Below are 23,410 nucleotides of genomic sequence, written 5' to 3' on the forward strand. Positions count from 1 at the left end.
GCCCGCCTCCGAGGGGAGCCGCACCATGCGCGCAGCCGTACTGCACGAGATCGGCCAGGACAAGCTGGAGGTGCTCGACGACGTCGAGGCGGTCGGATCCGGCCCCGGCAGGGTGCGGGTCCGGGTGCGGGCCACCGGGCTGTGCCACTCGGACCTGTCCGCGATGAGCGGGGTGCTGCCGCAGCCGGCCCCGTTCGTGCCCGGCCACGAGGGCGCCGGCGAGATCCTCGAGGTCGGCGAGAACGTACGCCACCTGAAGGCGGGCGACCGGGTCGTCCTGTGCTGGCTCCCCGCCTGCGGCGGCTGCCCGGCCTGCCGGCGCGGCCAGACCGAACTGTGCCTGGCCGGCTTCATGAACGCCGGCACCCCCAACTTCAGGCGCCCCGGCGGCGACGTCTTCGGCTTCGCCGGCACCGGCACCTTCGCCGAGGAGGTCGTGGTCGACGCCGGCTGCGCGGTGCCGATCCCGGACGACGTGCCCTTCGACATCGCCGCGCTCATCGGCTGCGGGGTGACCACCGGACTCGGCGCCGCCCTCAACACCGCGGACGTGCAGGCCGGTTCGTCGGTCGCCGTCATCGGCTGCGGTGGCGTCGGCATCTCCGCGGTGCAGGGGGCGCGGCTGAAGGGCGCCGCCGAGATCGTCGCCGTCGACCCGGTCGCCTCCCGGCGCGAGGCCGCCCTGAGGTTCGGCGCGACCAGGGCCGTCTCCCCGGACGAACTGCCCGGCGCTCGGCAGGAGGTCACCGCCGGCGAGGGCTTCGACTACGTCTTCGAGGTCGTCGGCAGGTCCGCCACCGCCCGCACCGCCTACGAGAACACCCGGCGCGGCGGCACCCTGGTCGTCGTCGGCGCGGGCGCCACGGACGACTTCCTGCAGCTCAACATGTTCGAGCTGTTCTTCGACGAGAAGCGCATCCTGCCGTCCCTGTACGGCGGCGGTGACGTGCTGCGCTCCTACGAGCGCGCCATCGCCCTGTGGCGGGCGGGCCGCATCGACCTGGCCGGCCTGATCACCCACCGGGTGCCGCTGGCCGAGATCAACGAGGCACTGGACCAGATGCGCACCGGAACGGCCCTGCGCACCTGCATCGAGATCTGAGGCCGGCCATGTCACTGCCACTGGACGGACGGTCCGCCGTGGTCACCGGGGCCGGGCGCGGGCTCGGCCGGGCCGAGGCGCTGGAACTCGCCCGGCTCGGCGCGGCCGTCGTCGTCAACGACTACGGGCAGCCCGGCCGCGACGGTTCCGGCGAGGCCTCCGCCGCGCCCGCCGAGCAGACCGCCGCCGAGATACGCGAGGCGGGCGGCCGGGCGGTCGCGCACACCGGCGACGTCTCCGACTTCCGGCAGGCGGGCGAACTCGTCGGCCGGGCGATCGCCGAGTTCGGCGGCCTGGACATCCTCGTCAACAACGCGGGCATCCTGCGCGACCGCATGGTCTTCTCCATGACCGAGGACGAGTGGGACTCGGTGATCCGCGTCCACCTCAAGGGCCACTTCAACACCACCCACTTCGCCGCAGCGCACTGGCGGGAGCGGTCCAAGGCGGCCGGGGGACCGGTCTACGGGCGGATCGTGAACACCTCGTCGGAGGCGTTCCTGGCCGGCTCCGCCGGACAGCCCAACTACGCGGCGGCCAAGGGCGGGATCGTCGGCCTCACCACCTCCACCGCGCTCGCCCTGGCCAAGTACGGCGTCACCACCAACGTCATCTGCCCACGCGCCCGCACCCGGATGACCGAGGACGTCTTCGCCGGCACACGGCCGCCCGACGAGGGCCTCGACCCGCTCGCCCCCGAGCACGTCGCCCCGCTCGTCGGCTACCTGGCCTCGCCCGCCGCCGCCCGGGTCAACGGCCAGCTGCTCGTCGTCCACGGCGGCATGGTCGCCGTCGTGGAACGCCCGCGCGTGCGGGCTCAGTTCGACAGCAAGCAGGAGACGTTCACGTACGACGAACTGGACGCGCTGCTCACCCCGCACTACGCGGACCGGCCGCCGGGGGAGACCTTCGCGGCGGCGGAGGTGCTGGGCCTCGGCCGCCGCTGACCGAGCGACGAGAGACCACGAGAAACCACGAGAAACCACGAGGAAACGACGAGAAACGACACGAGGCGACGCGACGCGGCGGGACGGCGGCGCAAAGGGAGAGGGGCTCCCCGTCGGTGACGGGGAGCCCCTCTCGTTCTCCTGGTTTCCGTCAGGCGGCCGCCTCGGCGGTCTCCTGGGCCGGCTTGCGGTGCCGGCCGTGCGGAGCCGTCTCATGGTCCTGGGCCGCGTTCGGGCCCCGGTGCCGGCCGTGCCCGGCCGTGTCCTGAGAGTCGGCAGACAGCCGTTCCGTCGTGCTGGTGTCGCTCATAGGAAGAATTCACCCCGTCAACATGATCTTTCGTACAGCCGGGCGAGTTTAACCGGCCCGCCACGGCCCGAATCCAGCCGCACACGCCAACCGGCACTACTTCGTTACAAGACGTCCCAGAGGGGCCTGCTGCAAGGGCACGGGGCGGGCCACCGCCGGTTCCGGAGGCTCCGATTCCGCCGTCCGCCGGAACACCGCGGGCGTCCCGGCGGCCGTGCCGTCCCGCACCGGACCCTCCGGCGCGGCGTCCCCGTGCGCGGCGGCGACGGGCACCGCGTCCCGGGGCTCGGCCCGCGGCACCGCGAACTCCGCCACGCCGCACGGGACCTCCGCAGTGGCGTACGGCAGCCGCAGCACCCCGTCGCGCGTCCACAGCCCGGAACCGGCCAGCCAGCCCTCGGGCGCGGCCAGCGGGCGCAGCCGCCGCTCGGCGGGCCGCCAGCTGCCGACCCAGGTCCCGAGCGGACCGTCGACGCGCAGCGCCACCGCGCAGTTCTCCGGCGTCAGCACCTGCTCCGGCTGGACGGCGAACGGCGTCACCGAGCAGTCCGCCACCCGCAGGCACTCGGGGAAGCGCACCGGCAGCGTGCTGCCCATGACCCCCCAGCCCAATCGTTCCTGCCCCGGGGAGGGCGCGTCCGAGGAGATCAGCAGCAGCCCGCTGTCCGGGTCGGCGAGCAGCAGCCGGTCGTCGCTGGCCTCCGTGATCTGCAGCAGCGGCGAGATCTCGCCGCCCCGCCCGAGGTCGACCGCCACCGTCTTGGTGCGCCCGCCGAGCTCCCGGTCCAGTGCCAGCAGCCGCCCGGAGCGGTCCAGCCAGACCCCGCCGGAACAGCGCCCCGGCACCTCGGCCAGCCGCTCGGGCCCGAAGGCGCCGCCCGCCACCAGCCACACCACCGTCGAACGCGGGCCGACGGCGAGCGCGTACGCAAGGGCGCCGCCGGGGGCCGGCGGCAGCAGGGTGAGCCGGGTGCCGGGCTCCGGGCACTCCACCGCGCCCAGTGGCAGCTCGCCGGTGCCGGGGCCGGTCGGGTACAGCAGCGAGAAGGTGTGCCGCCGCTCCACCGGACGGTGGATCAGCACCCGCCCGTCCGCCATCGGCTGCACCTGGGTGCCGGGCTCCTCAGGCTGGTTGCCGGGCAGCGGCACCGCGTAGGGCTCGGGGCCGTCCAGGGTCCAGCGCTCCGGGAACCAGCAGTCGCCGTCCAGCGCGAGACGGGCGGCGTACGCGCCGTCCGCCGTGATGGCGCACCCCGTCCCCGGCGCACCGCCTTCCTCGCCGGTGGAGGGGGGTTCGATCGCACAGGCCGTCATCGTTCGGTCACCTCCGGCGACGAAGCTAGTTTTCGTACGCGCGGGCGGGGGAGCGGCCGACCCCGGCTTCACACATACGGGTGGCGCAGAAGCGATTCTGCTGAGGGAACCGGTGCCTCTGTGCTGACCGGGGTCCGGACGAGGCGATGCGGTACGTCAGGGCAGAACGGCCAGGTAGCCTTGCCCCCGTGCCCCGTCTGTCTGAAGTCATCGCCGCGCTGGAGACCCTGTGGCCCGCCGAGCGCGCCGAGTCCTGGGACGCGGTCGGCACGGTCGTGGGCGACCCGGACCAAGAGGTCACCCGGGTCCTGTTCGCCGTCGATCCCGTCCAGGAGATCGTCGACGAGGCGGTGAAGCTCGGCGCCGACCTGCTGGTCACCCACCACCCGCTCTACCTGCGCGGGACGACCACGGTCGCGGCGACGCACTTCAAGGGCCGGGTCGTGCACACGCTGATCAAGAACGACATCGCGCTGCACGTCGCCCACACCAACGCCGACACCGCCGACCCGGGCGTCTCGGACGCCCTCGCCGGCGCGCTCGACCTGCGGGTCGTGGCACCGCTCGTGCCGGACCCGACCGACCCGGCGGGCCGCCGGGGCCTCGGCCGGGTCTGCGAACTCGACCATCCGATCACCGTGCGCGAGCTGGCCGCCCGCGCCGCCGAGCGGCTGCCCGCCACCGCGCAGGGCATCCGGGTGGCCGGCGACCCCGAGGCCGTCGTCCGCACGGTCGCCGTCAGCGGCGGCTCGGGCGACAGCCTCTTCGACCAGGTCCGCGCGGCCGGCGTCGACGCCTTCCTCACCGCCGACCTGCGCCACCACCCGGCGAGCGAGGCCGTCGCCCACAGTCCCCTCGCGCTGCTCGACGCGGCGCACTGGGCCACCGAGTGGCCCTGGTGCGAGCTGGCCGCAGCCCAGCTCGACGAGATCTCCGACCGCCACGGCTGGGACCTGCGGGTCCACGTCTCCAAGACGGTCACCGACCCCTGGACCGCCCACGCGGCGTCCACCGCCACCACGAACTAACGGGAGCCCCCAACTGAACGCCGCGCCCGCCGACCAGATCCGACTCCTCGACGTCCAGGCACTCGACGTCCGCCTGCAGCAGCTCGCGCACCGGCGCAGGTCGCTTCCCGAGCACGCCGAGATCGACTCGCTGAACAAGGACCTCACGCAGCTGCGCGACCTGCTGGTGGCCGCGCAGACCGAGGAGAGCGACACCGCTCGCGAGCAGACCAAGGCCGAGCAGGACGTGGACCAGGTGCGCCAGCGTGCCGTCCGCGACCAGCAGCGCCTCGACTCCGGCGCCGTCACCTCGCCCAAGGACCTGTCCAACCTCCAGCACGAGATCGCCTCCCTCGCCAAGCGGCAGGGCGACCTGGAGGACGTCGTCCTGGAGGTCATGGAGCGCCGCGAGGCCGCGCAGGAGCGGGTCGCGGAGCTGACCGAGCGGGTCGCCTCCGTCCAGGCCAAGATCGACGACGCCACCGGCCGCCGGGGCGCCGCGTTCGGGGAGATCGACGGTGAGGTCGCCTCGGTGACCAAGGAGCGCGAGGTCATCGCCGCCTCCGTGCCCGCCGACCTGCTCAAGCTGTACGACAAGCTGCGCGAGCAGCAGGGCGGCATCGGCGCGGCCAAGCTGTACGCCCGCACCTGCCAGGGCTGCCGCCAGGAGCTGGCGATCACCGAGCTGAACGAGGTCCGCTCGGCGGCCCCGGACACGGTGGTCCGCTGCGAGAACTGCCGCCGCATCCTGGTGCGTACGTCCGAGTCGGGGCTGTAAGGAGCCGGCGCGGTGCGGGAGTTCATCGTCGAGGCCGACGGCGGGTCGCGGGGCAACCCCGGGCCCGCGGGCTACGGCGCGCTGGTGGCCGACGCGGCGACGGGGGAGACGCTGGCGGAGGCGGCCGAGTACATCGGCGTCGCCACCAACAACGTGGCCGAGTACCGGGGGCTGCTGGCCGGGCTGCGCGCCGCGCACGCCCTGGACCCCGGCGCGCGGGTGCACGTCCGCATGGACTCCAAGCTGGTCGTCGAGCAGATGTCGGGCCGCTGGAAGATCAAGCACCCCGACATGAAGCCGCTGGCGGCCGAGGCCCGCGGTGTCTTCGCACCCGGCCAGGTCACCTACGAGTGGATCCCGCGCGAACGCAACAAGCACGCCGACCGGCTGGCCAACGAGGCGATGGACGCGGGTGCCAAGGGCGGCCAGTGGTCCCCGGCCACCTCCCGCGCCGCCCTGGACACCCCGCCGGAGCCGTCCGGCCCGCCCGGAGACGCGACAGCGGGCGCGGCCCGCGCCCGAGCGGCCCTGACGAAGACCCGTCCGACGGGCCCGACCTCGACGCCCACGGCGGCCGGTGGCGCTGCGACGCGTCCGGCCCCCGCGGACAGCGAGGCACGCTCGGCGGTCGCGCCCAGCGGGACGCGCTCGCGCTCGGCAGGCGCGGGCGGCGATGAGCGCACCGCGGCCGCGCACAGCGAGCCGCGTTCGGCGGCCGCGGACGCGGGCGGTGAGGCGCGTCTCGGCGACGCACGCACCGCCGCCGCGCGCGGCGAGGAACGCACCGCCCCCGGAGGGCAGAAGCACACCTCCGCCCCCGGCTGGGGCGCCGCTCCCGACATGGGTGCGCCCGCCACCTTCGTGCTGTTGCGGCACGGGGAGACCCCGCTCACTCCGCAGAAGCGGTTCTCCGGTAGTGGCGGCACGGATCCCTCCCTCTCGGAGGCCGGGCGTGAGCAGGCCCGGCGGGTCGCCGAGGCGCTCGCGCGGCGCGGCACGATCCAGGCGGTCGTCGCCTCCCCGCTCGCCCGGACCCGGGAGACCGCGGGCATCGTCGCCGCCCGCCTCGGCCTCGACGTGGGGATCGACGAGGGGCTGCGGGAGACGGACTTCGGCGCCTGGGAGGGCCTGACCTTCGGCGAGGTCCGCGAACGACACCCGGACGACCTGAACGCCTGGCTCGCCGACCCGGCGGCCCGCCCCACCGGCGGCGGCGAGAGCTTCACGGAGACGGCCGTCCGGATCGAGGCCACCCGGGAGAAGCTGGTCGCGGCGTACGCGGGCCGTACGGTCCTGCTGGTCACCCACGTCACCCCGATCAAGACCCTCGTCCGGCTCGCCCTCGGCGCCCCGGACCAGGCGCTGTTCCGCATGGAGCTGTCGGCCGCCTCCCTGTCGGCGGTGGCGTACTACGCGGACGGCAACGCGAGCGTCCGGCTGTTCAACGACACGTCCCACCTGCGTCCCTGAGCCCGGCGGCGGCCCGCGCCAGCCTCTCGATCCGGGCCCAGTCCCCGGCCGCCACCGCGTCCGCCGGGACCATCCAGCTCCCGCCCACGCAGCCGACGTTGGGCAGGGAGAGGTACTCCGGGGCGATCTCCGGGCCGATCCCGCCCGTCGGGCAGAAGCGGGCCTGCGGCAGCGGCCCGGCCAGCGACCTCAGATAGGCCGCGCCGCCCGCCGCCTGCGCCGGGAAGAACTTCATCTCGCGCACCCCGCGCTCCAGCAGCGCCACCACCTCCGAGGTGGTCGACACCCCCGGCAGGAACGGCAGTCCGGACGCCCGCATCGCGGCGAGCAGCGCGTCCGTCCAGCCGGGGCTGACCAGGAACCGCGCCCCGGCCGCCACGCACCCGCTCACCTGCTCCGGCGTGATGACGGTGCCCGCGCCGACCACCGCGTCCGGCACCTCCCCGGCGATCGCCCGGATCGCGTCCGCCGCTGCGGGCGTCCGCAGGGTCACCTCGACGGCGGGCAGCCCGCCGGCCACCAGCGCACGCGCCAGCGGTACGGCGTCGGCGGCGTCGGAGAGGACCACGACGGGCACGACGGGTGCCAGATCCAGCACGGAGGCAGCCGAAGAGGAGGGCAGCGGTGAGGTCATGCCCCACATCGTGCCCACGGCCAGCACCATGCGCAAAGGGCGTTGCGCATGGTGCAACGGAAGACCCCGGTCGACTGCGGCTCAGTGGCTCAACGGCTCAGTGGATCTCCTCCACCAGCACGTCCAGCGCCCAGGGCCGGCCCGCCCTGCCCGGCGCCTGCGCCTCCACCTCGTACCCGAGCTCCCGCAGCGCCTCCACCAGCGCGGCCGGGTCCTTCGGCGCGGTCCCGGCGGACAGCAGGCTGCGCACGATCCGGCCCTTCGTCGCCTTGTTGAAGTGGCTGACGACCTTCCGGGTCGGCGCGTGCAGCACCCGCACCGTCGCGGTGCGCCCGGCCACCTCGCCCTTCGGCTTCCACGCGGCCGCGTAGGCGGCGGAGCGCAGGTCGAGCACCAGGCCGTCACCGGCCACCTCGGGCAGCACCTCGTCCATCGGCGCCCGCCAGTGCCCGGGCAGCGCGCCGAGGCCCGGCAGCCGCACCCCCATCGAGCAGCGGTAGGAGGGGATCCTGTCGGTCACCCGCACCGCCCCCCACAGCCCGGAGAAGACCAGCAGCGAGCGCGCCGCGCGTCGCTTCGCGGCCGCGTCCAGCGAGGCCAGGTCAAGGGCGTCGTACAGCACACCGGTGTAGATCTCCCCGGCCGGACGGGCCCCGGCGGTGCGCAGGCCGGCGTTCTTCGCGACCTCGCCGCGCAGTCCCTCGCTCAGCCCGAGCACCTCGCGGGCCTTCTCCTCGTCGGCGGCGCACAGCTCCACCAGCTCGCCGAGCACCGCCTCCCGCGCGCCGGTCAGCCCCGGCAGGGACAGCGAGGCCGGATTGAGCGGGGCGCCGCGGCCCGAGTTCGCCTTGCCTTCCGAGGGCGGCAGCAGGACCAGCACCACGTACTCCTTCTCATCGGCTCTGCGCCAGGGTACGGGGTGCTGCCGGGGCGTCCCCGCCCTACGCTCGACACATGCCCCGCCGCAAGCTCCGTGTGACCGGCGCCCCCGAGGCCCCGCTGCGGGCGGCCCTCGCCGCACTGCGCACCGGCCTCGGTCTGCCGCGGGGCTTCCCGCCGGAGGTCCTCGAAGAGGCCGAGCGCGCGGCGGAGGCGGCGCCCCCGCCGTCGTACGACGCCACGGACATCCCCTTCTTCACCGTGGACCCGCCCGGCTCCGCCGACCTCGACCAGGCGGCGCACCTGTCCCGCCGGGGCACCGGCTACCGGGTCAGGTACGCCATCGCCGACGTGGCCGCCTTCGTCACCCCCGGCGGGGCGCTGGACGCGGAGACGCACCGGCGGGTGAACACCCTCTACTTCCCCGACGAGAAGGTCCCACTGCACCCCGCCGTGCTCGGCGAGGACGCAGCCAGCCTGCTGCCTGACCGGACCCGGCCGGCCGTGCTGTGGACGGCCGACCTGGACGCCGACGGCCGTACCGTCGCCGTCGACGTGCGCCGCGCCCTGGTCCGCAGCCGGGCCAGGCTCGACTACGCGGGCGTGCAGCGGCTGATCGACAGCGGGACCGCCGAGGAGCCGGTCGCCCTGCTCAAGGAGATCGGACAGGCGCGGCAGCGCCTGGAGGTGGAGCGCGGCGGCATCTCGCTCGGCGTGCCCGAACAGATCGTCACCGAGCAGGACCACACCTACCGGCCCGGCTTCCGCGCCCCGCTGCCCGCCGAGGACTGGAACGCCCAGCTCTCCCTGCTCACCGGCATGGCGGCGGCCGACCTGATGCTGGCCGCGGGCACCGGCATCCTGCGCACCCTGCCCGCGGCCCCCGACGGCGCCGTGGCCCGGCTGCGGCGCACCGCGGTCGCCCTGCACATCGACTGGCCGCACCACGTGTCGTACGCGGCGCTGATCCGCGGCCTCGACCCGCACCGGCCGGACCACGCCGCCTTCCTCCAGGAGTGCACGACCCTGCTGCGCGGCGCCGGGTACACGGTCTTCCGGGACGGCGACCTGCCCGCGATCACCACCCACGCGGCCGTCGCCGCCCCCTACGCCCACTGCACCGCCCCGCTGCGCCGCCTCGCCGACCGCTACGCCCTGGAGCTGTGCCTCGCGGCCGCCGCCGGCCGTGACGCGCCGGCCTGGGCGCCGGCCGCGCTCGACGCGCTGCCCCGGCGGATGGCCGAGGGCTCCCGGCTCGCGGCCACGGTGGAGCGGGAGAGCGTCGACATCGTCGAGGCCGCCCTGCTCAAGGACCGGGTCGGCGACGTCTTCGACGGCTGCGTGATCGAACTCGCCGACCACCGGCCGACCGTGGGCACCGTCCAGCTCGTCACCCCGGCCGTCATCGGCCGGATCGAGGGCGCACACCTGCCGCTCGGCGAACGGCTGCGGGTCCGACTCACCCAGGCCGACCCGGGTACCGCCAAGATCCTGTTCACGCCCGCCTGAGCGCGCCGAGTAGGCCGCCGCCGGTCCCCGGCGTCCCGTCCGCCCGGTACCATGGGCGACACGGCAGACGAGCCGGGCGGACGGCCGCGTGAGGTCCCTCAGGGGGCTTCCCGAGGAACGTCCGGGCTCCACAGGGCAGGGTGGTGGCTAACGGCCACCCGGGGTGACCCGCGGGACAGTGCCACAGAAAACAGACCGCCGGGGATCTCGGTCCTCGGTAAGGGTGAAACGGTGGTGTAAGAGACCACCAGTGCCCAGGGTGACCTGGGCAGCTAGGTAAACCCCACCCGGAGCAAGGTCAAAAGGGAGCACCCCGGTGCTCCTGCGCGGACGTTCGAGGGCTGCCCGCCCGAGTCCGCGGGTAGACCGCACGAGGCCGGTGGCAACACCGGCCCTAGATGGATGGCCGTCGCCGAGGGCCCCGCGAGGACCCCTCGGAACAGAACCCGGCGTACAGCCCGACTCGTCTGCCACCAAGGCCCTGAGCAGGGAAGACCTGTTCGGGGCCTTGGTGCGTCCGGCCGGGGCGATCAGAGTCCGAACAGGACCCCGCGCCACGTCCACCCCGCGCCGAGGACCGCCTCCCGCAGGGGCGTCTTCAGCTCCGCGGAATCGAAGAGGAACTCCTCCGTCCTTCGCAGGCGGCCGTCGGGCCCCCGCTCGACCGTCCAGCTCCGGGAGACCGTCCTCACCTGCCCGCGGGACCGCTCCGCCGACAGCACCAGCCTGGGCGCACTTCCGGCCCAGGTGACTTGCCACTCGCGGTCGAGAGCGCGGACCTCGCGGCGCTCCGGGACGAGGCGCATCTTGATCTGGATGGTCCGGCTCACCTGGGTCCGGGCGAAGAAGGTGTGCCAGGCCGGATCGCGGATACGCCACTCCGCGACCAGATCGGCCTTCTCAAGGGAACCATTGCGCACGACGTACGGCGTCTCCGGCCCGCTGATGTCGAGCAAAGCCGCCCGAACCTCCTCGACGGATCGCGGTGCGACGCCGGCGTCCGGGCGCCTGGTGCCGGTGAACATGTCGAAAAGGCCCATCCATTACCGCCCGGTGCAGTCCAGCTACTCAACGCGGGACACGTTACTCACCCCTCCGGCGTCAGGGGCCGCTCCCGAACGCGGGTCAGGTGGGAGTCGAAGACCTCGCCGGCCCGCGGGGTCAGGGTGCGCAGGGCCACCAGGGCCGTGATCGCCACGTCGCACAGTTCGGACTGGACGTCCTCCCAGCTGTGGGTGACGCCCTTGCGCGGGTTCTGGCCGGTGGCGCCGATCACCGCCTCGGCGACCTCGCCGACCTCCTCGGAGAGCTTGAGGATGCGGAGCAGGACGCCTTCCGGGCCCGCGTGCGTGCGCGTCGCCTCCAGACGGGACCAGAGTTCGTCGATCGTCGGCCAGAGGGGGGCGGGCTGCTGAGCGGTCATGCCCGCAGCCTGCCACGCCGGCGGCGAAGCGGGCGCCTACTCCTCGAACAGGGCCTCCTGTTCGCCCTCCGCCTTCCGCCGTACCCGCCGGGTCCGCGCCCCCACCACCAGCGCCGTGCCCGCGGCGGCCGCCCCCAGCGCCACCGGCACCATCCACCCGCGGTCGAACACATGGCCGAAGGCGTGGTCCAGGGACAGCCGGCCCGGCCCGGTCACCGCGAGGCCCGCCGCGGCCAGGCCCAGGCTCGCCGCGTGCTCGTAACCGCCCTCCTGGGCGAAGAAGCCGTTGGGCATGTGGACCGCCGCGGCCCCGGCCATCGCGCCGGCCGCCGCCGCGCCCGCCGCCGGGGTCGCGAGGCCCAGGGCCAGCAGGGCGCCGCCGCCCGCCTCGGCGAGGCCCGCGGCCGTCGCGCTCGCCTTGCCCGGCGTGTAACCGACGGACTCCATGAACTGACCGGTGCCCTCCAGACCGTGTCCGCCGAACCAGCCGAACAGCTTCTGCGCGCCGTGCGCCGCGAGCACCCCGCCCGTCCCCAGCCGGAGCAGCAGCAGGCCCAGATCGCGTCGGTCGTAACAGGTCACGGTGACTCCCCAGCAGGCAGGCGGACAGGTCGCTCTCGCGTTTCCACCGTCGCAGCTCTCACACCACCGGGCCCGCCCTGGATGGCGTTCGGGTGGCGGGTCCGGGGGAGCGGTGTGAGCCTGACGCCATGACGATTCAGCCAGCCAAGCTCCGCGATCCGGCCGTCCGGGCCTTCGTCAACGCCGTCAACTCCCGTGACCGGGAGGGCTTCCTGTCCCTCCTCGCGCCAGGCGCGACCATGGCCGACGACGGCTCGGACCGGGACCTCGCCGACTGGATCGACCAGGAGATCTTCTCCACCCACGGGCACCTGGAAGTCGACAACGAGTCCAACGGCGGCCGCGCCCTCGTCGCCCGCTACCGCAACGACACCTGGGGCGAGATGCGCACCCGGTGGACCTTCGTCGTCGAGGACGACGGGCGGATCTCCCGCTTCGAGACCGGACAGGCCTGACGCGCGGTCCGCCGCCACCGGCCGCGCGGCGGCGCCGTCCCGGGGGCTGTCCCCGTGTGCGCTTCAATCCGCGTCCCCGCGCCGTCTCGGCACTGGCGAACTCCGCCACGAGTGCGGAGAGTTCGTCGGTGAGAGGCTCGTCCTCGGCTACGCCCGGAGCACCGACGACCCCGAGCGCGCCGCCTGGGCGCGCGGCGCGCGCACGGTGCCCGTCCCCGGCTTCCGCACGGTCGCGCAGGCCGAACAGAACCTGCGGCGGTTCAGCTCGCGCCTGAGATGGATGCCACCCATCCCTTCCCCGGAGGTTCGCGGCGCCCGATGTGGGCGCGGTCACAAGCTGGGGAGGAACCTTTGAGGCGGACTGAGTAAAAGATGTGTCAGAGCTGGGAAAAAGAGGTGGGCGACCAAAATTTCATAAGACAGCAAATTCCCATGCCATTCCGGGCGTCCTGCCAGGAATCCCCTGTTGGGCGCGGTGTACGGTCCCGGGGTGCGTGATTGTTCCCGGCTCAGCCGACGTGCCGTCCTCGGACTGACGGCCGCCGCCCTTCCCCTGTCCGCGGCCGCCCCGGCCGCAGCCGCCGAGCCCGCCGTCATCGGCGGTGAACGGCTGGCCCGTACCGGCGTCCAGGTGCGCGGTGCCACCGGACTGCCCAAGAAGCTCGACGCCCGCTCCTGGCTGGTCGCCGACCGCGAGAGCGGCGAGGTGCTCGCCTCGTTCAACGCCCACCGGCGGCTCGCGCCCGCGTCCACCCTGAAGATGCTGTTCGCGGACACCGTGCTGGCCAAGTTCGAACGGACCGCCCGGCACCGGGTCACCGACGCGGACCTCGCCGACATCCCGGCCGGGTCCAGCCTCGTCGGCATCAAGCCCGGCATCACCTACACCGTGGAGCAGCTCTGGCAGGGCGTGTTCCTGCGCTCCGGCAACGACGCGGTGCACGTGCTCGCGCACATGAACGGCGGTGTCGCGAAGACGGTCGCCGAGATGCAGGCCAGGGCCGAGGACCTGCAGGCCCTGGACACCCATGTGGTCAGCCCCGACGGCTTCGACCACAAGGGGCAGCTCTCCTCGGCGTACGACCTCACGCTGTTCGCCCGGCACGGCCTGAAGGACCCCGACTTCCGCGAGTACTGCGGCACGCGGATCGCCGACTTCCCGGCGGGCGGCAAGAAGACCTTCCAGATCCAGAACACCGACCGCCTGCTCACGGGGGCCTGGGGACTGGGCACGTACGACGGCCTGATCGGTGTGAAGAACGGTTACACCAGTCATGCGGGCAACACCTTCACCGGTGCGGCGACCCGGGGCGGACGCACCCTGCTGGTCACCGTGATGCATCCGGTGGCGGGCAGCAACGCGGTGTACGAGCAGACCGCGGCGCTGCTCGACTGGGGGTTCGGGCACGGGCGTTCGGCCCAGGCGGTGGGCACGCTGGTGACCCCGCTCAGCGAGGGCGGCGCGAGCGCCACCCCGGCGCCCCCGGGCAAGGCGGCGCGGGCCGCGGCCGGTGCTCCCGGCTCGGCGTCGAAGGGTCCCTCGGCGTGGCGGCTGGCGGAGGGCGGCGCCGGGACGGCGGCGCTGCTGGGCGCGGGTGTCTGGGCGCTGCGCCGCAAGTTCCGGGCGAGGCCGGCCGGCGCGGTCGCGGGTGCCCGCGTGACGGACGCGGAGACCGAGCCCGAGCGGGAGCCGCGGGGCGAGTCGCAGAAGGAGTCCGGGGGGCGGCACCGGCGCTGAGCCGCCGGGGGCGCGAAACGACGGCGGCCGTTCCATCGACCGGTGCGCACCTCGCGGTCCCACGCGAGGTCCACCCCCGACTCCGGTCCGGTGGAACGGCCGCCGTCTCCCCCCTGGATATGGCTACGGAACCCCCACGCCCCAAGTGTGAAGCTCTTGTGGAGGAAAGTTGAGCATATGCGGTCGACCGGCCGCAATAGTGCGGACTTTCAAATTCCGCTTGTGTGAGGGGAGAAGCGGGGGAGGGGAAGGGGACCGGCCCCGCCCTCAGCCCCGCCCGATGTACGGCATCGCCGTCGCCAGCACCGTCGCGAACTGCACGTTCGCCTCCAGCGGCAGCTCGGCCATGTGCCGTACGGTGCGCGCCACGTCGGCCACGTCCATCACCGGTTCGGGCACGACCTGCCCGTCGGCCTGGAGCGCCCCGGTCGCCATCCGGGCCGTCATGTCGGTGGCCGCGTTGCCGATGTCGATCTGCCCGACCGCGATGCGGTACGGCCGCCCGTCCAGCGACAGCGACTTGGTCAGGCCGGTCAGCGCGTGCTTGGTGGCGGTGTAGGCCACCGACATCGGGCGGGGCGTGTGCGCGGAGATCGAGCCGTTGTTGATGATCCGGCCGCCCTGCGGGGACTGCTCCTTCATCTGCCGGTACGCCGCCTGCGCGCACAGGAACGCCCCGTTGAGGTTGGTGTCCACCACGTGCCGCCAGGCGTCGTAGGGCAGTTCCTCGACCGGCACCCCGCCCGGGCCGAACGTGCCGGCGTTGTTGAACAGCAGGTCGACGCGCCCGTACAGCTCCACCGTCGCCGCGAACAGCGCCGCGACCTCCTCGGGCCGCGCCACGTCGGTGCGCACGGCGAGCGAGGGCCCCTCGGGCACCAGCGCCGTCGTCTCCTCCAGCGTCTCCACGCGCCGGCCGGCCAGCGCCACCGACCAGCCGCCGCGCAGCAGCTCCACGGCCACGGCCCGCCCGATCCCGGAGCCGGCGCCGGTCACCACCGCGATCTTCGATTCCCTGTCAGTCATGGCACCGCAGCGTAGGCCGGAAGTCCGCCATGCGGAATCAGGTGTCCGCCATACGGCTACGGCTGCCCGCTACGGCCGCCCGGCGACCACGGCGGCGGCCACCGCGTCCTCCCCGGGGTACCGCACCCCGATCCGATCCCGGATCGTGTCCAGCGTGCGCATCACCGCGAGGGTGCCGTCCAGCGGCACCAGCGGCGACTCCCTCTCGCCCGCGCGCAGCGCCCGCATGACCTCCCGCGCCTCGTGCCGCAGGCTGGTGCGCGGGCCGTCGCCCGGCGCGGCGGTGAACTCCTCGGGCTCGCGCCCGTCGCGGTGCAGCACGAAGCGGTCGGGATGGAAGAAACCCGAGGGGACGTCGATCCGGCCGCGCGAACCGGTGACCGACGCGGTGACCGCCGTACCGCCCACGATGGAGCAGTGCACCGAGGCCAGCGCCCCGCTCTCCCAGGACAGCAGCGCACCCGTCTGGAGGTCGACGCCCTCCGCCGAGAGCACCGCCCGCGCGGACACCTCGTCCGGCTCGCCCAGCAGCAACTGCGCGAAGGACACCGGGTACACCCCGAGGTCGAGCAGCGCGCCGCCGCCGAGCCCGGGGTCCCGCAGCCGGTGCGCCGGCGGGAACGGACCGGCCAGCCCGAAATCGGCCTGCACCGAGCGCACGTCGCCGAGCGCCCCGTCCAGCACCAGCGCCTTCAGCCGCCGCACCAGCGGGTTGCAGTACATCCACATCGCCTCCATCAGGAAGCGGTCGTGCTCCTTGGCCAGTGCCACCAGTTCCTCGGCCTCGCGCAGATTCAGCGTGAACGCCTTCTCGCACAGCACGTTCCGGCCCGCCGTGAGGCACAGCCCGGCCGCCGCCCGGTGCGCCACGTGCGGCGTCGCCACGTACACGACGTCGATGTCCGCGTCGGCGGCCAGGGACTCCCAGTCGCCGTAGGCGCGCGTCACCCCGAACCGCTCGGCGAACGCCTCCGCCGACTCGCGGCTGCGCGAGCCCACCGCCACGATCTCCGCGTCCGGCAGATCCACCAGGTCCGCCGCGAAGGCCGCCGCGATGCCGCCCGTCGCCAGGATTCCCCACCGCACGCTCTGCTCCGCCATCCCGCCCCGCCCCGCCCTCGTCCGTATGTGCCTCGGCACTGTGTACGAGCTGAGAGCATAGGTGCCGGTCAGTACGAGAGGGAGGGACCCATGCCCGAGCACGGGGCGGCACCGGCACCGGAGACGGAGCAGCAGCCCACCACCGCACCGCCCCCGGCCACCGCCCGGCGCACCGGCCTGCTCGTCACCCTGGTCCTCGGCGGCCTCACCGCCACACCCCCGCTCGCCATGGACATGTACCTCCCGTCCCTGCCGGAGGTCACCCGCACGCTGCACGCCCCCGCCGCGACGGTGCAGCTCACCCTCACCGCCTGCCTGGCCGGCATGGCGCTCGGGCAGCTCGTCGTCGGGCCGATGAGCGACCGCTGGGGCCGCCGCCGTCCGCTGCTGGCCGGCCTCGCCCTCTACCTCCTCGCCACCGCCCTGTGCGCGGTGGCCCCGAACGTCGAGGCACTGGTCGCCCTCCGGCTGGCGCAGGGCCTCGCGGGCGCGGCCGGCATCGTCATCGCGCGGGCCGTCGTACGCGACCTGTACGACGGCGTCGCCATGGCCCGCTTCTTCTCCACCCTGATGCTGATATCCGGGGTCGCGCCGATCGTGGCCCCGCTCATCGGCGGGCAGATCCTCAGGGTGACGGACTGGCGGGGCGTGTTCGGCGCCCTCACCGTCGTCGGCGCCGTGCTCGCCGTCGTCGTCTGGCTGCGGCTGCCCGAGACCCTGCCGCCCGCCCGGCGGCACGGCGGGGGAGTGGGCGAGGCCCTGCGCGCCATGCGCGGCCTGCTCGCCGACCTCCCCTTCACCGGCTACCTGCTGGCCGGCGGCTTCGCCTTCGCCGCGCTGTTCGCCTACATCAGCGCCTCCCCGTTCGTGATCCAGGAGATCTACGGCGCCTCCCCGCAGACGTTCAGCCTGCTGTTCGGCCTCAACTCGGTCGGCCTGGTGATCGCGGGGCAGATCAACGGCAAGGTGCTGGTGGGCCGGGTCAGCCTGGACAAGGTGCTCGCCGCCGGGCTCGCGGTGACCGTGCTCGCCGCGACCGCCCTGCTGCTGATGGCCTGCGGCGTGTTCGGCGAGGTCGGCCTCGCCCCGGTCGCGGCCGCCCTGTTCGCCCTGATGTCCGCGATGGGCATCACCCTGCCCAACGCCCAGTCGCTCGCCCTGCTGCGCACCCGGCAGGCCGCCGGCTCCGCCTCCGCCCTGCTCGGCACCTCCTCCTTCCTCGTCGGAGCGGTGGCCTCCCCGCTCGTCGGCGTCGCCGGAGAGCACACGGCCGTGCCCATGGCGATCGTCCAACTGGCGGGCGCACTGGTCGCGGCGGCCTGCTTCGTGGGAATGTGCCGTCCTTGGAACACCCGTGCGGGGTCGGAGGGAGACCAGAACTGAGCGCACCGCGACTGCGCGCCGGCACACCCGAGCGCGCCGGGCTCGACCCCGTCCAACTCCGGCACCTGGCCGACGAGGTGCACGCCCTCACCGCCGGCGCGCGCCCCTGGGCCGCCGGTGCTGTCGCGCTGGCCGGGCGCGGCCCGGTGATCGCCGTCGCCGAGACGTCCGGCTGGGCCGTCCGCCACGCCCGCTACGACCCCGACACCGGCACCGGCGTCGAACTGCCGCCCGCCGAGCGGGTGCCGGTCACCGTCGACACCCCCTTCGACCTGGCCTCCCTCACCAAGCTGTTCACGTCCGTCGCCGCCGTGCAGCAGATCGAGCGCGGCACCCTCGGCATGGACGCCCGCGTCGGCGCCTACCTGCCCGAGTTCACCGCGGCCGCCGAACACGGCATCACCGTACGGCAGCTGCTCACCCACACCTCCGGACTGCGCCCCGAACTCCCGCTGTACGACTGCCCGGACGACGCCGCCCGGCTCGCCCTGCTGCGCACCGAGGCACCCGTCGCCGCGCCCGGCACCCACCTCTACTCGGACCTGAACATGCTGCTGCTCCAGTTCGTGCTGGAGCGGATCACCGGCCGCACCCTCGACGTGCTGATCGCGGACGGCATCACCCGCCCGCTCGGCATGACGGCCACCGCCTTCGGCCCCTGCCCCGGCGCCGCGGCCACCGAGGACCAGCGGCGGCCGTGGGCCAAGGCGGACCGGGGGATGCTGCGCGGCGAGGTCCACGACGAGAACGCCTGGTCGCTCGGCGGCGTGGCGGGCCACGCCGGCCTCTTCTCCACCGCGCACGACCTCGCGGTCTTCGCCCGCACCCTGCTGGCCGGCGGCGGCTACGGGCCCGCCCGCGTCCTCGGTCCCGACTTCGTGGAACTCCTGCTGGCCCCGCCCGGCCTGGGCTTCGCCGTGGACCAGCCGTGGTTCATGGGCGAACTCGCGGGCCGGGGCGCGGCGGGGCACACCGGCTTCACCGGCACCTCCCTGGTCCTGGACCCGGCGACGGACACCTTCCTGGTCCTGCTCGCCAACACGGTCCACCCCCGGCGCCGGGCCCCCGACAGCCGACCGAGGGCCGACCTCGCCACCTACCTGGCACGAGCGGTGATCTGAGCCCCGGCCGGAGAACCGGGGGCCGGGGGCTCGGGGGCTCGGGAGCCGGAGCCGTCCGGGGACGAAGCGGTCCGGGGGACGGAGCCCCCAGCCATACAATCGCCAGGTGAACGCCCCCGCATCGCCGGCCGACACCCTCCGCGGCACCCTCGCGGAGCTGCTCGCCGGTCTTCCGCCCAGCCAGGCCGCCTCAGCCGTGGAACGGCTGATCGCCAAGTACCGGGGCGACACCCCCACCCACGCCCCGATCCTCCGCGACCGCGCCGACGTCGCCGCCTACGCCGCCTACCGCATGCCGGCCACCTTCGAGGCGGTCCGCTCCGCGCTGGAGGCGTTCGCGCAGGCCGTGCCCGGGTGGACGCCCGCCGGCCATGTCGACGTCGGCGGCGGTACCGGCGCCGCCACCTGGGCCGTCACGGAGACCTGGCCCGGCGGACGCGACGTCACCGTGCTGGACTGGGCCGAACCCGCGCTCGCCCTCGGCCGGGAGATCGCCGCAGCCAACCCGGCCCTGCGGCACGCCCGCTGGCAGCGGGCCCGGATCGGCACCGCGCTCACCCTGGAACCGACCGACCTCGTGACGGTGTCGTACGTCCTCAACGAACTCGCCGAGGCCGACCGCGCCGCCCTCGTCGACACCGCGGCGGCGGCCGCCCGGTCGGTCGTGATCGTGGAGGCCGGCACCCCCGCCGGTTACGCCCGGGTCATCGAGGCCCGCGACCGGCTGGTCGAGGCCGGGTTCCGGGTCGCCGCCCCCTGCCCGCACAGCGCCGCCTGCCCCATCGCCCCCGGCACCGACTGGTGCCACTTCTCCGCCCGGGTCAGCCGCTCCTCCCTGCACCGCCAGGTCAAGGGCGGCTCCCTGGCCTACGAGGACGAGAAGTTCAGCTACGTCGCCGCCACCCGGCTGCCCGTGGCACCGGCCCCCGCCCGGGTCGTGCGGCGCCCGCAGATCCGCAAGGGCCAGGTGCTCCTCGACCTGTGCGAGAGCGACGAGCGGCTGAGCCGTACGACGGTCACCAAGCGCCACGGCGGCCTCTACCGGGCCGCCCGGGACGCCGACTGGGGCGACCCCTGGCCGCCGCCGGACGCGCCCGCCTGACCGGCGCGCTTGTTAGCGTCACCCCCATGGTCAAGAAGCCCGCCCCCGACGCCACCCGCCGCAGCGAGAGGTCCCGGCGGGCGATCTACGCCGCCGCCCTCGCCCTGGTCGCCGAGGCCGGATACCCCAGGACCACCGTCGAGGGGATCGCCGCCCGGGCCGGGGTCGGCAAACAGACCATCTACCGGTGGTGGGGGTCCAAGGCGGACGTCCTGCTGGAGGCCTTCCTCGACCTCGGCGAGCAGATGGCGCGGACGGCCGGGCAGGAGGCGGCCGCCATCCCCGACACGGGCGACCTCGCCGCCGACCTCAAGACGGTGCTGCGGGCCACGGTCGACGAACTCCTCGACCCGCGCTTCGAGGTGCCCGCCCGTTCCCTGGCCGCCGAGGGCCTGGTCAACGAGCAGGTCGGCCGCGAGTTCGTCACCAAGCTCCTCGAACCCCGGCTCAGGCTCTACGTCCGCCGGCTGCGCTCCGCGCAGGCCACCGGAGCGGTACGCCCCGACGTCGATCCGCGCATCGCCCTGGAGCTGTTCGTCTCCCCGCTCGCCCAGCGCTGGCTGCAGCGCACCGGCCCGATCTCGTACGAGTACACGGACACGCTGGTCGACTACGCGCTGCACGGCATCGCCCCGCGCTGACCGGCCGCCCGGGCCGCCCGGTCTGTGAGGCACGTCTCGCCCGCATCGCCCGGATTGCCCCACAGGCACCCCGAACAAGAGGAAGGTGGGACGATAGGGCATGCTGGCGGCACCACAGCGAGGCGACCACGGCGAGGCGAGGGGATAGATGAGCGCGACGTTCGGCGGCCGGCCCGGCCGGCAGGGCAGACTCTCCCAGTGGCTGCTCGGCCGCCGCCCGAAGGAGACCGCCGCCGACGCCGGCGACCGCGAGGCACTGCTGCTCTCCGCCGCCGCGGCCGGACTGCCCCTGGCGCCCGCCGCGCATCCCGGATCGGGCTACGGCTGCTCCTGCGACCGCGTCGGCTGTCCCACCCCGGCCCGGCACCCGGTGTCGTTCGCCTGGCAGACCCAGTCAACGACGGACCGCGCGCAGGTCGAGCGCTGGGCCCGGCACCAGCCGGAGGCCAACTTCATCACCGCGACCGGCATGACGCACGACGTACTGGACGTGCCCCTGGAGGCCGGCCGGGAGGCGCTGGAGCAGCTGCTCGGGGCCGGCGTCGAGGTCGGTCCGGTCGCCGAGAGCGACGACGGCCGCATGCTGTTCTTCACCCTCACCCGCGGCACCCCCGAGGACGAGGACGAGTGGTGGCCCTGCGAGCTGGACTGCCACCCCGAGACCATGGACGAGCACCCGGGGCTGCGCTGGCACTGCCGCGGCTCCTACGTCCTCGTACCGCCGGCCCGGCTGCCGGGTGAGGACCGCGGGGTGCACTGGGTGCGCGGCCCGGAGCAGCCGCTGCCCGATCCGCTGAGCCTGCTGGAGGCGCTCACGGACGCCTGCGCCCGGCACGTCGGCACCGAGGCCGGCCGGACCGGCGCGGCCTGGCCGCCGCGTCACTGAGTAGCGCGGCGGCCCGCACGAGCCCGGGCCGGCCTACTCGCCCTGCGCGGCCGTCAGCCCCCGCACCTGGCCCAGGATCGACACCGGGCCGCTGCCCGCCGGGACGCGGGCGGCCTCGTTGGAGACGATCTCCAGCGTCAGCGACTGCTTGACCTCGCCCTTGGTCAGGGCCCGCACGTCCTTGTTCGGGATCGGCACGGAGGTGCCCGCGGCGGCGGTCTGCTTCTCGAAGTGGTGCGTGGTGAAGAACACCAGCGCCCCGCCGTCCGCCGTGCGCAGCGCGAGCGGCGCGTAGTCGCCCCGGGTCAGCGGCTCGTCGATGTACTGCCGCACCAGGCCCGGCTTCTTCGCCCGCTTCGCACGGTCCGCGCGCAGCCCGCTGGTGCTCCGGCCGTCCGCGAAGGTCTTCCCGCCGTCCTGCAGATAACGCGCGTAGGCCTTGCTCAGACCGGCGGGCGGCACGGCGAGGCCGGGGGAGTCCGCGGGGACGGTCTCGGCGAACCCGTCCGCGTCCTTCCTGAACTCCGGTACGGTGCCGGGCGCCACCAGCGTGAGGTAGGCGACCTTCCACTCCTCGCCGAGGCCGTGGCGGGTGAACACCATCAGCCAGCGGGCGCCGCCCCCCAGGTTGCCCTTGGCGTCCGCGACGAACCAACGGGGCCAGCCGGCCTTCGCGGGGATGGTGAAGTGCGCGTCCGTCAGCTCCAGCTGGGTGTGACGGGGGTTGCCGGAGGGGCTGTTGGCGTGCCCGGCCTTCAGCCGGGCCCCGTCGATGTCGGCGAGGGCGCCGGTGACCTGCCCCGCGTCCAGGGAGCGGTCGTAGGCCTTGTCGGCCCTGTTGTAGGCGTCCGTGAACCGGACGAGCGCCTTGGCGGCCTCGGCGCGGGTGGCGGTGGGGAGCACCTCGCGTTCCCCGTGCACCACCACGCAGCCGCTCGCCGTCATCGACAAGGCGGCCAGCGAGGCCGCTATGAGTGCGTTCCGGTCACGCCGACGAAGTCCACGACGACCGCGATCCCTGCTCATGAAGTGCCTTCACCCTCCCCTTTCCGGAGGCGAACCCTACCGGGACGGGGACACGCGCGGGTGGCCGGTTCACGCACTCGGTACCGTCGGCTCCCGCCGTCACTCGGCGGCCGGGACCCGCTCCTCGGCCACCGGGGCGGCCGCGCTCTTCCGGCCGCCCCGGATCCGGGCGAGGAACTCGGGCGTGGCCAGGAAGACGGCCAGGGTCGGCACCAGGTAGAGGGCCCACACCGTCAGCTGCACGACGGTCGGGTCGGGCTGGAAGTTGAAGACGCCCTTGAGCAGGGTGCCGTACCAGCTGTCCGGCGGAATCGTGTCGCTGATGTCGAAGGCCAGGTGGGAGATGCCCGGGATCCAGCCGGCCTCCTGGAGGTCGTGGAAGCCGTACGCCAGCACTCCCGCCGCGACCACCACCAGCATCCCGCCGGTCCAGGTGAAGAACTTGGCCAGGTTGATCTTCAGGGCGCCGCGGTAGAACAGCCAGCCCAGCAGGACCGCCGTGGCCAGGCCGAGGGCCACACCGACCAGCGGGCGCGGGGTGCCGTCGGAGGCGGCGTGCACCGAGGCCCACACGAACAGGGCGGTCTCCAGGCCCTCCCGGCCGACGGCCAGGAACGCGGTGGCGACCAACGCGCCCGTGCCCATGGCGAGGGCCGCGTCCAGCTTGCCGTGCAGCTCGGACCTCAGGTGCCGGGCGGTGCGCCGCATCCAGAACACCATCCAGGTCACCAGGCCGACGGCGATGACGGACAGCGAGCCGCCGAGCGCCTCCTGCGCCTCGAACGTCAGCTCCTGGGAGCCGAACTCCAGGGCACAGCCGAAGCCCATCGCGATGGCGACGGCGACGGCGATGCCGATCCAGATCGGCTTCAGGGCGTCCCTGCGGCCGGTCTTGACCAGGTAGGCGATCAGGATGCAGACGACGAGGCTGGCTTCCAGGCCCTCGCGCAGGCCGATCAGGTAGTTGGAGAACACG

Annotated in this window: 24 protein-coding genes and 1 other RNA gene; 14 read left to right on the forward strand and 11 right to left on the reverse strand. The window is 74.2% G+C overall.

Annotated elements, in window-relative coordinates:
• The first annotated feature begins 25 nt into the window (after positions 1-25).
• Both V7E45_RS04830 and V7E45_RS04835 read left to right on the forward strand, forming a co-directional pair.
• A complete protein-coding gene (locus V7E45_RS04830; protein ID WP_333772809.1) occupies positions 26-1,102 on the forward strand; it encodes a Zn-dependent alcohol dehydrogenase in 1,077 nt (358 codons plus the stop codon).
• Between the two features lie 8 nt (positions 1,103-1,110).
• The gene (locus V7E45_RS04835; RefSeq protein WP_333772810.1) at positions 1,111-2,049 is read left to right on the forward strand and encodes a 3-oxoacyl-ACP reductase; all 939 of its coding nucleotides are present in this window, start codon (positions 1,111-1,113) and stop codon (positions 2,047-2,049) included.
• Between the two features lie 151 nt (positions 2,050-2,200).
• Here V7E45_RS04835 and V7E45_RS04840 read toward each other — a convergent pair whose 3' ends face one another.
• Positions 2,201-2,359: a hypothetical protein gene (locus V7E45_RS04840; protein WP_333772811.1), complete on the reverse strand. Its 159-nt coding sequence runs from the start codon at positions 2,357-2,359 to the stop codon at positions 2,201-2,203.
• Between the two features lie 96 nt (positions 2,360-2,455).
• A complete protein-coding gene (locus V7E45_RS04845) occupies positions 2,456-3,673 on the reverse strand; it encodes a hypothetical protein (RefSeq protein ID WP_333772812.1) in 1,218 nt (405 codons plus the stop codon).
• Between the two features lie 188 nt (positions 3,674-3,861).
• On the opposite strand from V7E45_RS04845, the gene V7E45_RS04850 reads away from it, so the two are divergent.
• From V7E45_RS04850 to V7E45_RS04860, 3 genes are read left to right on the forward strand one after another with little or no spacing between them, the layout of a single operon-like run.
• On the forward strand, positions 3,862-4,701 hold the full coding sequence (locus V7E45_RS04850; RefSeq protein WP_333772813.1) for a Nif3-like dinuclear metal center hexameric protein: 840 nt from the start codon (positions 3,862-3,864) through the stop codon (positions 4,699-4,701).
• A 13-nt stretch (positions 4,702-4,714) separates the two neighbouring features.
• Positions 4,715-5,458, forward strand: coding sequence for a zinc ribbon domain-containing protein (locus tag V7E45_RS04855; protein ID WP_333772839.1), 744 nt, complete (start codon positions 4,715-4,717; stop codon positions 5,456-5,458).
• A gap of 12 nt (positions 5,459-5,470) precedes the next feature.
• Complete coding sequence (locus V7E45_RS04860; RefSeq protein ID WP_333772814.1) at positions 5,471-6,928, forward strand: bifunctional RNase H/acid phosphatase; 1,458 nt, start codon at positions 5,471-5,473, stop codon at positions 6,926-6,928.
• Here the strand turns inward: V7E45_RS04860 and eda are convergent.
• Entirely contained in the window at positions 6,900-7,562 is a 663-nt protein-coding gene (gene eda / locus V7E45_RS04865; RefSeq protein ID WP_333772840.1) for a bifunctional 4-hydroxy-2-oxoglutarate aldolase/2-dehydro-3-deoxy-phosphogluconate aldolase, read from the reverse strand. The genes V7E45_RS04860 and eda overlap by 29 nt on opposite strands.
• Before the next feature lie 97 nt (positions 7,563-7,659).
• Positions 7,660-8,442: a peroxide stress protein YaaA gene (yaaA, locus tag V7E45_RS04870; RefSeq protein WP_333772815.1), complete on the reverse strand. Its 783-nt coding sequence runs from the start codon at positions 8,440-8,442 to the stop codon at positions 7,660-7,662.
• A 74-nt stretch (positions 8,443-8,516) separates the two neighbouring features.
• Here yaaA and V7E45_RS04875 point away from each other — a divergent pair, with 74 nt between their 5' ends.
• Entirely contained in the window at positions 8,517-9,950 is a 1,434-nt protein-coding gene (locus V7E45_RS04875) for an RNB domain-containing ribonuclease (RefSeq protein WP_333772816.1), read from the forward strand.
• A 68-nt stretch (positions 9,951-10,018) separates the two neighbouring features.
• Positions 10,019-10,420, forward strand: an RNA gene (gene rnpB, locus V7E45_RS04880) — RNase P RNA component class A.
• A 60-nt stretch (positions 10,421-10,480) separates the two neighbouring features.
• Here rnpB and V7E45_RS04885 read toward each other — a convergent pair.
• From V7E45_RS04885 to V7E45_RS04895, 3 genes are all read right to left on the reverse strand, one after another.
• Positions 10,481-10,906 carry a hypothetical protein gene (locus V7E45_RS04885; protein WP_443055939.1) on the reverse strand — a complete coding sequence of 142 codons (426 nt, stop codon included), beginning with the start codon at positions 10,904-10,906 and terminating at the stop codon, positions 10,481-10,483.
• A 131-nt stretch (positions 10,907-11,037) separates the two neighbouring features.
• On the reverse strand, positions 11,038-11,373 hold the full coding sequence (locus V7E45_RS04890) for a MazG-like family protein (protein WP_333772818.1): 336 nt from the start codon (positions 11,371-11,373) through the stop codon (positions 11,038-11,040).
• Positions 11,374-11,409: 36 nt separating this feature from the next.
• Positions 11,410-11,955 (reverse strand): DoxX family membrane protein, encoded by a 546-nt coding sequence (locus V7E45_RS04895; RefSeq protein WP_333772819.1) that lies wholly within the window; start codon positions 11,953-11,955, stop codon positions 11,410-11,412.
• Positions 11,956-12,083: 128 nt separating this feature from the next.
• Here V7E45_RS04895 and V7E45_RS04900 point away from each other — a divergent pair, with 128 nt between their 5' ends.
• Together V7E45_RS04900 and V7E45_RS04905 are read left to right on the forward strand one after the other, a co-directional pair.
• Positions 12,084-12,410, forward strand: coding sequence for a nuclear transport factor 2 family protein (locus V7E45_RS04900; RefSeq protein WP_333772820.1), 327 nt, complete (start codon positions 12,084-12,086; stop codon positions 12,408-12,410).
• 490 nt (positions 12,411-12,900) lie between these two features.
• Entirely contained in the window at positions 12,901-14,148 is a 1,248-nt protein-coding gene (locus tag V7E45_RS04905) for a D-alanyl-D-alanine carboxypeptidase family protein (RefSeq protein WP_333772821.1), read from the forward strand.
• Positions 14,149-14,415: 267 nt separating this feature from the next.
• Here V7E45_RS04905 and V7E45_RS04910 read toward each other — a convergent pair whose 3' ends face one another.
• Positions 14,416-15,174 carry an SDR family oxidoreductase gene (locus V7E45_RS04910; protein ID WP_333772822.1) on the reverse strand — a complete coding sequence of 253 codons (759 nt, stop codon included), beginning with the start codon at positions 15,172-15,174 and terminating at the stop codon, positions 14,416-14,418.
• A 69-nt stretch (positions 15,175-15,243) separates the two neighbouring features.
• Positions 15,244-16,275, reverse strand: coding sequence for a Gfo/Idh/MocA family protein (locus V7E45_RS04915; protein WP_333772823.1), 1,032 nt, complete (start codon positions 16,273-16,275; stop codon positions 15,244-15,246).
• 90 nt (positions 16,276-16,365) lie between these two features.
• Between V7E45_RS04915 and V7E45_RS04920 the strand changes: the two genes are divergently transcribed.
• The 5 genes from V7E45_RS04920 (at position 16,366) to V7E45_RS04940 (ending at position 21,408) form a co-directional block, all read left to right on the forward strand.
• Positions 16,366-17,658 carry a multidrug effflux MFS transporter gene (locus V7E45_RS04920; protein WP_333772824.1) on the forward strand — a complete coding sequence of 431 codons (1,293 nt, stop codon included), beginning with the start codon at positions 16,366-16,368 and terminating at the stop codon, positions 17,656-17,658.
• Complete coding sequence (locus V7E45_RS04925) at positions 17,610-18,779, forward strand: serine hydrolase domain-containing protein (RefSeq protein ID WP_333772825.1); 1,170 nt, start codon at positions 17,610-17,612, stop codon at positions 18,777-18,779. The genes V7E45_RS04920 and V7E45_RS04925 overlap by 49 nt, the downstream gene beginning before the upstream one ends.
• Before the next feature lie 106 nt (positions 18,780-18,885).
• Positions 18,886-19,881: a small ribosomal subunit Rsm22 family protein gene (locus V7E45_RS04930; RefSeq protein ID WP_333772826.1), complete on the forward strand. Its 996-nt coding sequence runs from the start codon at positions 18,886-18,888 to the stop codon at positions 19,879-19,881.
• Between the two features lie 26 nt (positions 19,882-19,907).
• Positions 19,908-20,522 (forward strand): TetR/AcrR family transcriptional regulator, encoded by a 615-nt coding sequence (locus V7E45_RS04935; protein ID WP_333772827.1) that lies wholly within the window; start codon positions 19,908-19,910, stop codon positions 20,520-20,522.
• Positions 20,523-20,670: 148 nt separating this feature from the next.
• Positions 20,671-21,408 (forward strand): bifunctional DNA primase/polymerase, encoded by a 738-nt coding sequence (locus tag V7E45_RS04940; protein WP_333772828.1) that lies wholly within the window; start codon positions 20,671-20,673, stop codon positions 21,406-21,408.
• Positions 21,409-21,441: 33 nt separating this feature from the next.
• On the opposite strand, the gene V7E45_RS04945 is transcribed toward V7E45_RS04940, so the two are convergent.
• Both V7E45_RS04945 and efeU read right to left on the reverse strand, forming a co-directional pair.
• Positions 21,442-22,434, reverse strand: a complete 993-nt coding sequence (locus tag V7E45_RS04945; RefSeq protein WP_333772829.1) for a hypothetical protein — start codon at positions 22,432-22,434, stop codon at positions 21,442-21,444.
• Positions 22,435-22,533: 99 nt separating this feature from the next.
• Positions 22,534-23,409 (reverse strand): iron uptake transporter permease EfeU, encoded by an 876-nt coding sequence (gene efeU, locus V7E45_RS04950; protein WP_333772830.1) that lies wholly within the window; start codon positions 23,407-23,409, stop codon positions 22,534-22,536.
• Position 23,410 lies beyond the last annotated feature (1 nt).

It is taken from the genome of Streptomyces sp. IBSBF 3136 (assembly GCF_036815105.1).
Lineage (GTDB): Bacteria > Actinomycetota > Actinomycetes > Streptomycetales > Streptomycetaceae > Streptomyces.